At 69.7% G+C, this 12,768-nt stretch carries 11 protein-coding genes; 3 read left to right on the top strand and 8 right to left on the bottom strand.

The window, feature by feature from the left end; translation table 11 throughout:
• Positions 1 to 48: 48 nt before the first annotated feature.
• Both rpmA and rplU read right to left on the bottom strand, forming a co-directional pair.
• Complete coding sequence (gene rpmA / locus J2Y42_RS12725; RefSeq protein WP_018190815.1) at positions 49 to 306, bottom strand: 50S ribosomal protein L27; 258 nt, start codon at positions 304 to 306, stop codon at positions 49 to 51.
• A 26-nt stretch (positions 307 to 332) separates the two neighbouring features.
• Positions 333 to 641, bottom strand: a complete 309-nt coding sequence (rplU, locus tag J2Y42_RS12720; RefSeq protein ID WP_175337332.1) for a 50S ribosomal protein L21 — start codon at positions 639 to 641, stop codon at positions 333 to 335.
• Positions 642 to 929: 288 nt separating this feature from the next.
• On the opposite strand from rplU, the gene J2Y42_RS12715 reads away from it, so the two are divergent.
• Positions 930 to 1,208, top strand: a complete 279-nt coding sequence (locus tag J2Y42_RS12715; protein ID WP_309859143.1) for a DUF4031 domain-containing protein — start codon at positions 930 to 932, stop codon at positions 1,206 to 1,208.
• A gap of 34 nt (positions 1,209 to 1,242) precedes the next feature.
• On the opposite strand, the gene J2Y42_RS12710 is transcribed toward J2Y42_RS12715, so the two are convergent.
• A complete protein-coding gene (locus J2Y42_RS12710; protein WP_309859141.1) occupies positions 1,243 to 3,846 on the bottom strand; it encodes an Rne/Rng family ribonuclease in 2,604 nt (867 codons plus the stop codon).
• A 309-nt stretch (positions 3,847 to 4,155) separates the two neighbouring features.
• Between J2Y42_RS12710 and J2Y42_RS12705 the strand changes: the two genes are divergently transcribed.
• The gene (locus J2Y42_RS12705; RefSeq protein ID WP_309859139.1) at positions 4,156 to 4,773 is read left to right on the top strand and encodes a vitamin K epoxide reductase family protein; all 618 of its coding nucleotides are present in this window, start codon (positions 4,156 to 4,158) and stop codon (positions 4,771 to 4,773) included.
• A gap of 121 nt (positions 4,774 to 4,894) precedes the next feature.
• On the opposite strand, the gene ndk is transcribed toward J2Y42_RS12705, so the two are convergent.
• The 5 genes from ndk to J2Y42_RS12680 form a co-directional block, all read right to left on the bottom strand.
• Positions 4,895 to 5,317, bottom strand: coding sequence for a nucleoside-diphosphate kinase (gene ndk, locus J2Y42_RS12700; protein WP_309859138.1), 423 nt, complete (start codon positions 5,315 to 5,317; stop codon positions 4,895 to 4,897).
• On the bottom strand, positions 5,314 to 5,748 hold the full coding sequence (locus J2Y42_RS12695) for a DUF4233 domain-containing protein (RefSeq protein WP_309859136.1): 435 nt from the start codon (positions 5,746 to 5,748) through the stop codon (positions 5,314 to 5,316). Before J2Y42_RS12695 ends, ndk begins: the two co-directional genes overlap by 4 nt.
• A complete protein-coding gene (locus J2Y42_RS12690; RefSeq protein ID WP_309859134.1) occupies positions 5,745 to 7,112 on the bottom strand; it encodes a glutamate ligase domain-containing protein in 1,368 nt (455 codons plus the stop codon). The genes J2Y42_RS12695 and J2Y42_RS12690 overlap by 4 nt, the downstream gene beginning before the upstream one ends.
• Positions 7,109 to 10,456, bottom strand: coding sequence for an isoleucine--tRNA ligase (ileS, locus tag J2Y42_RS12685; protein WP_309859132.1), 3,348 nt, complete (start codon positions 10,454 to 10,456; stop codon positions 7,109 to 7,111). The genes J2Y42_RS12690 and ileS overlap by 4 nt, the downstream gene beginning before the upstream one ends.
• 256 nt (positions 10,457 to 10,712) lie before the next feature.
• Complete coding sequence (locus J2Y42_RS12680; RefSeq protein WP_309859130.1) at positions 10,713 to 11,330, bottom strand: helix-turn-helix domain-containing protein; 618 nt, start codon at positions 11,328 to 11,330, stop codon at positions 10,713 to 10,715.
• Between the two features lie 66 nt (positions 11,331 to 11,396).
• On the opposite strand from J2Y42_RS12680, the gene J2Y42_RS12675 reads away from it, so the two are divergent.
• Positions 11,397 to 12,719, top strand: coding sequence for an MFS transporter (locus tag J2Y42_RS12675; RefSeq protein WP_309859128.1), 1,323 nt, complete (start codon positions 11,397 to 11,399; stop codon positions 12,717 to 12,719).
• The last annotated feature ends 49 nt before the right edge of the window (positions 12,720 to 12,768 follow it).

The raw sequence follows: 12,768 nt of genomic DNA, 5'->3' as shown, positions 1-12,768 counted from the left end.
GCGGGCCGAAGCCCGCCCATCCGGAAGAGTGGTGCTCGTGGTCGAGGCTCAGGCCTCGGCCGCCACGATGTTGACGACCTTGCGGCCGCCCTTGGTGCCGAACTCGACCGCGCCGGCGGCGAGGGCGAACAGCGTGTCGTCACCGCCACGACCGACGTTCACGCCGGGGTGGAAGTGGGTGCCGCGCTGGCGGACCAGGATCTCGCCCGCGTTGACGGTCTGGCCGCCGAAGCGCTTCACGCCGAGGCGCTGCGCGTTGGAGTCGCGGCCGTTGCGAGTGGAGCTCGCTCCCTTTTTGTGTGCCATGGTGTCTTCTCCTCGAGAGCCGTCGGCTACTTGATGCCGGTGATCTTGACGCGCGTGAGCTCCTGACGGTGGCCCTGGCGCTTCTTGTAGCCGGTCTTGTTCTTGAACTTCTGGATGACGATCTTCGGGCCGCGGAGGTCGCCGAGGACCTCGGCGGTCACGGTGACCTTCGCGAGGGACTTGGCGTCGGAGGTGATCTTGTCACCGTCGACCAGCAGCACCGGCGCGAGCTCGACCTTGCCGTCCTTGTCGGCCTTGATGCGGTCCATCGTCACGATGGTGCCGACCTCGACCTTCTCCTGCCGGCCACCGGCGCGCACAACTGCGTAAACCACTTTCACGTACCTTTTCGTCGGGGAACAGTTCCCGGCGCTGCCGCGGACCTGGTCCTGCTTCTTCAACTGTTTGGAAGTCACTGGCGAGTCCCGCCGGTAGCGACATGCTCCCGGCTGCTCTCAGAAAACCATGATGGCTGCGCGGGTCACACCCGGCACACACCAACGGTCAACTTTACCCGACGCCCGACAGGCCGTCAATTCAGCGACCGTCGTCACGGTGGCGACACCGTTCCGGCTTCGGGACCGTTCGGCTCCGACAGCGGAACCGGTTCCTAGAATCATTCTATGACGGTCCTGATCGATCCCCCGGCATGGCCGGCCCACGGCATGTTGTGGTCGCATCTGGTCAGCGACGCGTCGCTCGACGAGCTGCACGCCTTCGCCGAGGCCAACGGCATCCAGCGCCGCGCCTTCGACATGGACCATTACGACGTGCCCGACCGGCGCTACGACGAACTGGTGGCGGCCGGGGCGCATCCCGTTTCCGGCAAGGAGCTCGTGTCGCGGCTCATCGCGAGCGGGCTGCGGGTGCGGGCACGCGACCGGGTGCGCCGCCGTCACTGACGGCGTCCCGGTCGCTTCAGCCCTGCGGTGAGGGCTACTCGCCCTTCGGCGCCAGCTCGCCGCCGGCGATGACCGCCGTGCTCGCACGCCGGCTCCGGTTGCGACCCTGACCCGGCTCCTTCGGCGCGGGCAGCGCGTCGAGCACGGAGTCGAGCAGGAGCTCGGCCTCTTCGGGCGACGGGCGCGGCGCGGGCGGGCGCACCGCCGCCGGCTCCGGGAGGTCGAGGAGCGGGAGGATCGGCTCGGCCGTCGGCTCGGACGCCGCGGCCTCCGGCTCGGCCTCAGCCGTAACCTCGCCCGACTGCTCCGAAGCGGGCGCGCTGGCCGCGTCCTCGGACGGCGAGACCTCGGCCTGCTGCCGGTCGGCACCGCCCTTGCCCTTTCGGCGGCGCTTCTTCGTGGCGGTGACCTCGGTCAGCGTCACCTCGGTGACGCTGATCTCCTCGACCTCGGCCGACACGGCGCTCTCCTGCGCCTTCGCCTCCTCGTCGTGGTGGATGGTCGACGCGGCGATCTTGGCCAGCGCGTTCTTGGCGTCGTCGGTGATGGCGTGCGTGCCGTTGTGGCCACCGCCGCCGTTGCCGCCGTTTCCGTTGCCGTTGCCGTTCGTTCCGCCGTTGCCGTTGCCGCCGGCGCTGCCGCCGCGACCGCGGCGACGCTCGTTCTGCGGCTGCTGCGGCTGGCGGTGCTTCACGACCGGGTCGTGGTGCACGATGACACCGCGACCGGCGCAGACCTCGCACGCCTCGCTGAAGGTCTCCAGCAGGCCGAGGCCGAGCTTCTTGCGGGTCATCTGCACGAGACCGAGCGAGGTGACCTCGGCGACCTGGTGCTTCGTCCGGTCGCGGCTCAGGCACTCCACCAGGCGGCGGAGCACCAGGTCGCGGTTCGACTCCAGCACCATGTCGATGAAGTCGACGACGATGATGCCGCCGATGTCGCGAAGCCGCAGCTGACGGACGATCTCCTCGGCCGCCTCCAGGTTGTTCTTGGTGACCGTCTCCTCGAGGTTGCCGCCCGAGCCGACGAACTTGCCGGTGTTCACGTCGACGACCGTCATGGCCTCGGTGCGGTCGATCACGAGCGATCCGCCCGACGGGAGCCACACCTTGCGCTCCAGTGCCTTCTCGATCTGCTCCGTGATGCGGAACTCGTCGAACGCGTCGCGCTCCCCCGTGTACGGCTCGACGCGGTCGAGCAGGTCGGGCGCGACCTGGCGGAGGTAGTTCTCGATCGTCTGGCGCGCGTCGTCGCCGGCGATGACGAGCTTCTGGAAGTCCTCGTTGAAGACGTCGCGGATGATCTTGATCAGGAGGTCCGGCTCGCTGTGAAGCAGCGCGGGCGCCTGCTGTGTCTCGACGCGCGTGCTGATGTCCTCCCATTGCGAGGTCAGGCGCGTGACGTCGAGGGTCAGCTGCTCCTCGGTCGCCCCCTCGGCGGCGGTGCGCACGATCACGCCCGCGTTCTCGGGCAGCACCTCCTTGAGGATCTTCTTGAGGCGCGAGCGCTCGGTGTCCGGGAGCTTGCGGCTGATGCCGTTCATGGATCCGCCCGGCACGTACACCAGGTAGCGGCCGGGAAGCGAGATCTGGCTGGTGAGACGCGCGCCCTTGTGACCGACCGGGTCCTTCGTGACCTGGACGAGCACGCGGTCGCCGGGCTTCAGGGCCAGCTCGATGCGGCGCGGCTGGTTGCCGGTCTCGACCGCATCCCAGTCCACCTCCCCCGAGTACAGGACGGCGTTGCGGCCACGGCCGATGTCGACGAACGCGGCCTCCATGCTGGGGAGCACGTTCTGCACGCGGCCGAGGTAGACGTTGCCGATGAGCGACGCCTCCTGCGAGCGGGCGACGTAGTGCTCGACGAGCACCTTGTCCTCGAGCACACCGATCTGGATGCGGCCGCCCTTCGAGCGGACGATCATCTGACGGTCGACGGACTCGCGGCGGGCCAGGAACTCGGCCTCGGTGATGACGGGGCGGCGCCGGCCGGCGTCACGACCGTCGCGGCGGCGCTGCTTCTTCGCCTCGAGACGCGTGGAGCCCTTGACCTTCTGCGGCTCGGTGATGAGCTCGGGCTCGCGCGGCGTGCGCACCTTGACGACGGTGTTGGCCGGGTCGTTGGCGTTGTCGCGCGACTCGCCCGCGCGGCGGCGGGACCGACGGCGGACACCGCCGGCCGGCTCCTCGTCGGCCTCGGGGAGAGGCGGGAGCGGCAGGACGTCCGGCGCCTGGAAGAGCAGGGTCGTCGGGGGCAGGCCGGGCGCGGCGGCGCCGACGACCGGCGCCTCCGCCTCGCCGTGCTTGTCGGGGAGCGCCGGGGGCTCGAGGCCCGCCGGGGGCTGCACGCCGTCGGCGGCGAGGGCGGGCTGTGCCGCGGTCTCACCGGCGGCGGGCGCCGTCTCCTCGACGGTGGCAGCCTGTGGCGCTTCGGTCTCGGCGACCGTCTGCTCGGCGGTGGGCTCGCCGGCGGCCTGCTCGGCCTCACCCTGTCCGGATGAAGGCGGGAACGCGTCGGCCTGTGCGGCCTGGAAGGGCTTCCTCACGACGCGTCGTGCGCCGAAGAGCCCCTTGCGCTTCCGTCCTCCCGTCTCCGTCTCGTTGTTGTCCGTGTTGTCGATATTTTCGTTATCCACCATCGCTGGTGCACTCCTCGACCGGTGGCGGTTGCCCGCTCACCGGGTCTCTCCGTCGGGAGGCGGCGCGAGCGGCGCCTCCCTCAATCCTGTTCGGATACCGCCGGGCTCGTGGCGCGGCCTGCATCCGGCTCATGTTCTCCACCGGCCATCACGGCCGGCATTTTTCACGGACGCTCTGGGCGCCCTCAAGCCTTCTGTCGGTGCTCCCGGCCTCGGCCGGGACGACTGCTGCAACGATTATCGCACGGGCGCGGGCCCACCCGAGTCTCCTCCCAGGACGACACGCAGGCGTCATGCCATAATCCGAGAGTGCCAGACAGCCCCGCCGAGGTTTCCTACCGCCGCCCGACCGCTCTCGCCGTCTTCCTGATCATCGCCGGACTCATCGGAGTCTGGGCGGCGTTCATGCTCACCGTGGACAAGTTCCACCTCCTGGAAGATCCGAACGCGCAGCTCTCCTGCAACTTCTCGGTGCTGGTCGGTTGCGCCAAGAACCTGACCTCCTGGCAGGGATCGCTGCTCGGCTTCCCGAACCCGATCCTCGGCCTCGGCGGCTGGACGGCCACGATCGCCGTCGGCGCCGGCCTCCTGGCGAACCGCGGGCGTTTCGCCCGCTGGTATTGGATCGCGTTCAACGTGGGCGTGCTGCTCGCGCTGGTGCTCGTCATCTTCCTGATCACGCAGTCCATCACCGTGCTCAACGTGCTGTGCCCCTGGTGCATGGTGACCTGGCTCGTGACCATCCCGACCTTCTGGGCGGTGACCCTCTACAACTTCAAGGAGGGCAACATCCCCGTGCCGGAACGCGCGCGTCGCGTGTTCCGCACCCTGTACGGCTGGGTGCCGCTGATCACCATCGTCTGCTACGCGATCGTCGCGATCCTGGCCCAGATCCAGCTCGACTGGATCCACCGCGCTTTCGTCTGATCGGCGCGCCGCCAGGCGTTAATGGGAGGCGCATCTCGTGCGACACGCCGGTGGATGCGCGAAAGGGAGGCATCCGGGGCCGTAGCGGCCGGGGATGCCTCCCTTTCGTGCAGCTGTCGGCTCAGCCGAACCAGAGGCCGAGCTCGCGCTGTGCGGACTCGGGCGAGTCGGAACCGTGGACGAGGTTCTGCTGCACCTTGAGTCCCCAGTCGCGGGCGAGGTCGCCGCGGATGGTGCCCGGGAGCGCGGTCGTCGGGTCGGTGGCTCCGGCGAGGGAGCGGAAGCCCTCGATCACGCGGTTGCCCGCGAGGCGGATCGCCACGATCGGGCCCGACTCCATGAACTCGACCAGCGGCTCGTAGAACGGCTTGCCCTCGTGCTCGGCGTAGTGCTGCGCGAGCAGTTCGCGGTCGGCCTGCAGCATCCGCAGGTCGACGAGCGAGTAGCCCTTCGCCTCGATCCGGCGCAGGATCTCGCCGGTCAGCCCGCGGGCCACTCCATCCGGCTTGATGAGGACGAGGGTCTCTTCGACGGCGCTGGTCATGGGTTCTCCGTTCCATTGTCGGCCGCGGAAGCCGCGGCCCGGTTGTTTCGGTCGATGCGTGCGGCGGCGATCATGCAGTACGCCCACATGGCGGTGAAGATCGCGCCGACGATGAAGAAGGCGGGGACGAGGAGGCCGGCCGCGACGATGACGACCTGGACGATCCAGCCGAGCACGATGCCGACGGTGTTCCGCAGCAGCCCGATCGCGACGATCATCAGCACGATGAGCGCCGCTCCCCCGCCGAGGGCGACGGCGGCGGGCAGCGAGCCCAGGCCGAACAGCACGAGCGCGCCGAGGAACACCACGAGCAGCTCGAAGCCGAGGACGATCGACCCGAGGAGCTCGCGGAGTGAGCGCTGACGCCGCGGGCGCCCGGTGCGCGGGGGCTGCTGCTCGGGCGCATCGCCCGCGGATCCGGCGTCGGTCACGTCGCCGCCTTCTTCCACTCCTGCTCCTCGGCGTACGCCATGGCCTGGCCGACCAGCACGATGCTGCCGGCCACGACCACCGCGCGGCGGCCCTCTTCACCCGCCCAGTCGCGGGCGGACTCGAGCGCGTCGATGGGGTCCGAGTAGACGATGGTCGCCTCGTCGCCCACCTCCTCGCGCACCAGATCGCCGAGCTCCTCCGCCTCCCGCGCCCGCTCCGAGTCGGGACGCGTGACGAAGAACTGCGTGGCGACCGGGGCGAGCGCGCGGATGACGCCGCGCGCATCCTTGTCGCCCAGGATGCCGACGACGAAGGTGATCTCGTCGAAGTCGAAGTACGTGCGCAGCGCGTCGGCGAGCACCTCAGCGCCCGCGGGATTGTGCGCGGCGTCGACGAGGATGCTCGGCTCGATGCCGATCAGCTGCAGGCGGCCGGGCGACGTGGCCGTGGCGAACCCCTCCTCGACGAGCGCGGGATTGAGCGGCTGGGTGCCGCGCCCGAGGAACGTCTCGACCGCAGCAACGGCGACGGCCGCGTTCTGCGCCTGGTGGTCTCCGTAGAGCGGGAGGAAGACGTCCTCGTAGGTCGCCGCGCGTCCACGCACCGTCACCAGCTGTCCGCCGACGGCGACGCGGGTCGATGCGACATCGAAGTCGACCGGCTGCTCGGCGAAGGTCGACTCGGTGAGCAGGGCGGCATCCCGCAGCACCCGGTCGGCCTCGGGAGTCTGCGCGGACGACACCACGTCGGCCGACGGCTTCACGATCCCGGACTTGGTGCGCGCGATCTCCTCGACGGTGTCGCCGAGCGCCTTGGTGTGGTCGAGGGCGATCGGAGTGAACACGGCCACCTGGCCGTCTCCGACGTTGGTGGAGTCCCACTCGCCGCCCATGCCGACCTCGATCACCGCGACGTCGACGGGGGCGTCGGCGAATGCGGCGAAGGCCAGGGCCGTCAGCGCCTCGAAGAACGTCAGCGGCGCCTTGCCCGCCTCCGTCAGCTCCGCATCCACGATCTCCAGGTACGGGCTGATGTCCTCCCAGTTGCGCACCAGCGCCTCGTCCTCGATGGGCTCCCCGTCGATGACGATACGCTCGTTGAAGCGCACCAGGTGCGGGCTCGTGAGCAGTCCGGTGCGAAGCCCGTAGGCGCGCAGCAGGCTCTCGGCGATGCGGCTGGTGGACGTCTTCCCGTTGGTGCCGGTGACGTGGATGATCGGGTACGCGCGCTGCGGGTCGCCCAGCAGCTCCACCGCACGGCGGGTGGCGTCGAGCCGCCGCTCGGGCGCTCCCTCGCCGACCCGGGCGAGCAGCGCCTGGTAGACGGCCTCTGCGCGGTCGCGGTAGTCGTCCTCGTCGGTCACGACTCCTCCTCGTTCAGCTTGGTGACGCCGACGGTGAACGCCCCGGCGTTGGCGAACTGCCCGGCGCCGAACTGCTGCTCGTACGCGGGCTGCTCCGGTGTCGATGCACCCGCGGCCGACACCTGCACCGCCAGGGCCAGCGTCTCGGTCGCGATGTCGACGTCGCCCGCGAGGTCGAGCGCGCGCGCGTCGTCCTCGTGCTCGAACGTCAGGGCGAGCCGGATGCGGTCGCTGACGTCGAGTCCGGCCGCCTTACGGGTGTCCTGCACGGCGCGGATGATGTCGCGCGCGAGCCCCTCCGCCTCGAGCTCCGGCGTGGTCGCCGTGTCGAGCAGGACGAACCCGCCGCCGGCGAGCAGCGCCAGCGCCGAGGTCCCGTCGCCGTCCGACGCGGTCTCGAGCACGAGGTCGTACTCCCCCTCGACCAGCTCGACGCCGCCGACGGTGACGACACCGTCGGTCTCCGTCCAGTCGCCGGCCCGGGCGGCCTGGATGACCTGCTGCACCTGCTTGCCGAGTCGCGGACCGGCCGCGCGGGCGTTCACGGTCAGCTTGCTCGTGATGCCGTAGTGCGCAGCGCTGTCGTCCTGCAGCTCGACCAGCTCGACCGCCTTCACGTTGAGCTCGTCGCGCAGGATGCCCTCGAACGGGGCCAGCGCGGCGGCGTCATGCGCGACAACGGTGAGCGAGGCCAGCGGCAGCCGGACGCGCTTGCCGGCCTGCTTGCGCAGCGACAGCGCCGTGGAGCTGATGGCGCGGATGCGGTCCATCGCATCCACCAGGGCGTCGTCCGCCGGGAACTCGGCGGCCTCCGGCCAGTCGGTGAGGTGGACGCTCCGGCCGCCGGTGAGGTCCTTCCAGATGCGCTCGCTGACGAGCGGCAGGAGGGGCGCGGCGACGCGGGTCACGGTCTCGAGCACGGTGTAAAGCGTGTCGAACGCCTCGGTACCGCTGCCGTCCTCGCCGACGCCCTCCCAGAACCGGTCGCGCGAGCGGCGCACGTACCAGTTGGTGAGCACGTCGGCGAAGTCGCGCAGCTTGGCTGAGGCGAGGGTCGAGTCCAGGGCGTCCAGGTCGGCGGTCATGGCCTCGACCAGGTCGCGGGTCTTGGCGAGCAGGTAGCGGTCGAGCACGTCGGTGGACGCGGTCGAGCGCTTCGCCTCGTATCCGGTCGCGTTGGCGTACAGCGAGAAGAAGTACCAGGTGTTCCACAGCGGCAGCAGCACCTGCCGGACGCCCTCGCGGATGCCCTCCTCGGTGACCACCAGGTTGCCGCCGCGCAGCACGGGGCTCGACATCAGGAACCAGCGCATCGCGTCGGAGCCGTCGCGGTCGAAGACCTCGTTGACGTTCGGGTAGTTGCGGAGCGACTTCGACATCTTCTGCCCGTCGCTGCCGAGCACGATGCCGTGGCTGATGACGTTCTTGAAGGCCGGGCGGTCGAACAGCGCCGTCGCGAGCGTGTGCAGCAGGTAGAACCAGCCGCGCGTCTGCCCGATGTACTCGACGATGAAGTCGGCCGGGTTGTGGCTGTCGAACCACTCGCGGTTCTCGAACGGGTAGTGCACCTGGGCGAACGGCATCGATCCGGAGTCGAACCACACATCGAGCACATCCGGGATGCGGCGCATGGTGGATCGGCCGGTCGGGTCGTCCGGGTTCGGGCGCGTGAGCTCGTCGATGAACGGGCGGTGCAGATCCGGCTCTCCCGCGGCGTTCAGCGGCAGGCGGCCGAAGTCGCGCTCCAGCTCCTCGAGCGACCCGTAGACGTCGACCCGCGGGTAGGCGGGGTCGTCGCTCTTCCACACCGGGATGGGCGACCCGAAGTAGCGGTTGCGCGACACCGACCAGTCGCGGGCGCCGGCGAGCCACTTGCCGAACTGGCCGTCCTTGACGTTCTCGGGAACCCAGGTGATCTCCTCGTTGAGCTCGCCCATCCGGTCGCGGAAGTCGGTGACGCGCACGAACCAGCTCGACACCGCCTTGTAGATGAGGGGATTGCGGCAGCGCCAGCAGTGCGGGTACGAGTGCTCGTAGCTCGCCTGGCGCAGCAGCCGGCCCTGCTCTTTGAGCAGCCGGGTCAGCGGCTTGTTCGCGTCGAACACCTGCAGACCGGCGACATCGGGCACGTCCGGGAGGAAGCGTCCGCCGTCGTCCACCGAGATGATGACCGGGATGCCGGCCTTCTCCGTGACCCGCTGGTCGTCCTCGCCGTAGGCGGGCGCCTGGTGCACGATGCCGGTGCCGTCCTCGACCGTCACGTAGTCGTCGACGAGGATGCGCCACGCGTTCTGCGTGCCCCACTTCTCGGTGTCGGCGTAGTAGTCCCAGAGCCGGTCGTACTCGACGTCTTCGAGCTCGGAACCGCGCAGGGTTCCGGTGATCGCGGCCAGCGCATCGGCGGGCGATTCGTAGCCGAGGTCCTTTGCATAGTTGCCGACGAGATCCTTCGCCAGCAGGTAGCGGCCGCTCAGCACCTCCTGGTCCGGGTCGCCGTACGAGTCGGCGGCGCCGTTCGGTCCGGAGGGCAGCACGGCGTACTCGATGTCGGGACCGACCGCGAGCGCGAAGTTGGTGGGCAGCGTCCACGGCGTCGTCGTCCAGGCGAGGGCGCGCGCGCCGGTGAGCCCGAGCACCTCGGCCTTCTCGCCGACCAGCGGGAACGTGACCGTCACGGTCTGGTCCTGACGCATCTTGTAGACGTCGTCGTCCATCCGCAGCTCATGGTTCGACAGCGGGGTCTGGTCGCGCCAGCAGTACGGCAGCACGCGGTAGCCCTCGTAGGCGAGGCCCTTCTCGTGGAGCTGCTTGAACGCCCAGATCACCGACTCCATGTACGTGGTGTCGAGTGTCTTGTAGTCGTTGTCGAAGTCCACCCAGCGCGCCTGACGGGTGACGTACTCGCGCCACTCGCGGGTGTACCGCAGCACCGAGTCCTTCGCCGCCTGGTTGAACGCGGCGAGGCCCATCTCCTCGATCTGGCTCTTGTCGGTGATCCCGAGCTGCCGCTCGGCCTCGAGTTCCGCGGGCAGACCGTGCGTGTCCCAACCGAAGCGGCGCTCCACCTTCTTGCCGCGCATCGTCTGGAAGCGCGGGAAGACGTCCTTCGCGTACCCGGTCAGCAGGTGGCCGTAGTGCGGGAGGCCGTTGGCGAACGGCGGGCCGTCATAGAAGACCCACTCCTCGGCGTCGGCGCGGTTGTCGATCGAGGCGCGGAAGGTCCCGTCCTGGTCCCAGAACTTGAGGACGTCGGTCTCGATCTCCGGGAAGACGGGGCTCGGCGTGACGTCGGGGCGCTGCTCGCCGTCGTGCGGCGAGTCCGGCGCGGACTTGGGGTACGGCATCTCACTCCTGGCAGGTTCTCGTGCTGGACGAGGACGCCGGACGCTCGCACGCCCGTCGCGGTACCACCCCGCTTGCCCCACCCGCCGCCGGTGGCGGAAAAGGCCTCTCATTCTTCGGCTGTGACGGGCCGGCCCCGTTCGGTTCTACTGAGCGCCGCTCGCGCGTCCGCCGTTCTTCCGAAGACTCCCCGGCGATACCCGGATCGATGTCTGTGCACCCATTCTATGCCCGATCCGTCCCCGCTTCGCGAGCACCTCAGAGGGCGGAGGCGTAGCCGCGGCAGACCGGAGCGACGGCCGTCCGGACGAGCGGGGTGAGGGCCCCCCGGCGGACGCCGGCGCGCGCCCACGCTGTTGCCGCCGAGACGGCCGCTCCGACGACCGCGGTGGCTGCCGCGCGCGGGAGAAGCGCGTCGGCGCCGAGCGACGCACGGCCCGCGATGAACGCCTGCAGGCTGCGCACGAGCGCGAGGAACCGCGGGAGCGCGGAGGCCTGCAGCTCCGCATCGGTGCCCATCAGGTCCACCTGGGTCACGGCGAGCGGCAGACGGCCCGGGCCGAAGGTGTCGGCGAGGCGGGTGACCGCGTCGAGCACCGCATCCATCGGCGCGAGCTCCGCCGGGACCGACGCGAGCGTCGTGTCGAAGGCGGCGAGCGCCTCGTCGACCTCCAGCCACAGCAGGTCGCTCTTCGAGCCGAAGTAGTTGAAGAAGGTGGCCCGGCTGACGCCGGCGCGGCGCGCGATGTCGTCGACCGTGGTGCCGGTGTACGTCTGCTCGAGGAAGAGTTCGGCGGCCGCCTCCGCCATCATTGCGCGGGACGAGGAGCGGGGCCGGCCGGAACTCGACGAACGCGGGGAATGCTGCAGAGCCATCTCGCGTTCCCTTCTCGTGCCATTATTGGACCCGGTCCACATATTAATCCGTTCTGAAGGACACCCGTGACAACCACCACCAGCCCCGTCCGCAGCGAGACCGACCGCCCGGGCATCACCCCCGGCACCGCGCGCCGCGTCACCATCGCCTCGTTCGTCGGCACGGCGCTCGAGTCGTACGACTTCTACCTCTATGCGTACTTCGCGGCCTTCTTCGTCGGCCCCCTCTTCTTCGCGCCGCTCGGCGCGTTCGGCGGGGCGCTGGCCGGGTTCCTCGCCATCGCCGCAGGATTCGTCATCCGCCCGATCGGCGCGGTCGTGTTCGGCAACCTGGGCGACCGGATCGGACGCCGCCCGACCCTGCTCATCACCATCCTCATCATGGGATTGAGCACCGGCCTGGTCGGACTGCTCCCGACCTACGCGGCGGCCGGCTGGTTCGGGGCGATCGCGATCGTGCTGCTGCGTCTGCTGCAGGGCTTCTCGGTCGGCGGCGAGTGGGGCGGCTCCATCCTGCTGGCCACCGAGTACGCCAACCCGAAGCGGCGCGGCTTCTACGCGGCTCTCCCCCAGCTGGGCTCGCCCGTGGGCTCCATCCTGAGCGCGGTCGTGTTCATCGTCCTCACCCTCACCATGTCGACCGCGGACATCGCGGCCTGGGGATGGCGCATCCCCTTCCTGACGGCGTTCCCGCTTCTCCTCGTCTCGCTCTACCTGCGGTGGTCGATCGACGAGACGCCGGTGTTCCGCAAGCTGCTCGAGACGGGCACGCGCGACCGCTTCCCGGTGATCGACGTCTTCCGCAAGGCGCCGTCGGGCTTCGTCATCGGGATCGGCGCCGCGGTGCTCGGCATCGGCTCGTACTCGCTGATGAACACCTACATGGTCGACTACGGCACCTCAGTGCTGGGCTTCAAGTACCAGGATCTGCTGGTCGCCACGACGATAGGCGGCCTGCTGCAGCTGGTCACCATCCCGCTGTTCGGCCTCTGGGCGACCCGGATCGGTTCGGCGAAGGTCGTCGCCATCGGCGCGGTCGGAACGCTGATCGTCGCCTTCCCGATGTACTTCCTGCTGCAGTCCGCGTCTTTCGCGATCCTCGTCGGCAGCATGATCATCGGCGGCATCCTGCCCACCCTGTCGTGGGCGGGTCTCGGCGGGCTCATGTCGGACCTCTTCCCGAGCGAGGTGCGCTACAGCGGTCTGTCGGTCGCGTACAGCCTCGCGGCGCTGCTCACGTCGTTCGTCCCGGCGCTCACGCTGGTCTTCGGCAAGGCCACCGGCAACGCCTGGTGGCACCCGGGTATCGTGCTCGCGGTCATGTCGCTGATCACCCTCGTCGCGGCCCTTCTCGCGGCTCGGCGGAAGCCCATCATCGACGAGGTCTGACGCGTTCGTACCCGAGGTTCGGTACTCTGGAGGGGATCCCACACTCAGG

Origin of the sequence: Leifsonia sp. 1010, from assembly GCF_031455295.1 — a bacterium.
Taxonomy (GTDB): Bacteria; Actinomycetota; Actinomycetes; order Actinomycetales; family Microbacteriaceae; genus Leifsonia.
This window is presented reverse-complemented; position numbering and strand designations above follow the sequence as displayed.

Bases quoted from the DNA above. Each gene is read 5' to 3' on its own strand.
- rpmA (WP_018190815.1), bottom strand. From the start codon at position 306: ATGGCACACAAAAAGGGAGCGAGCTCCACTCGCAACGGCCGCGACTCC.
- J2Y42_RS12715 (WP_309859143.1), top strand. From the start codon at position 930: ATGACGGTCCTGATCGATCCCCCGGCATGGCCGGCCCACGGCATGTTG.
- J2Y42_RS12710 (WP_309859141.1), bottom strand. From the start codon at position 3,846: ATGGTGGATAACGAAAATATCGACAACACGGACAACAACGAGACGGAG.
- ndk (WP_309859138.1), bottom strand. From the start codon at position 5,317: ATGACCAGCGCCGTCGAAGAGACCCTCGTCCTCATCAAGCCGGATGGA.
- ileS (WP_309859132.1), bottom strand. From the start codon at position 10,456: ATGCCGTACCCCAAGTCCGCGCCGGACTCGCCGCACGACGGCGAGCAG.
- J2Y42_RS12680 (WP_309859130.1), bottom strand. From the start codon at position 11,330: ATGGCTCTGCAGCATTCCCCGCGTTCGTCGAGTTCCGGCCGGCCCCGC.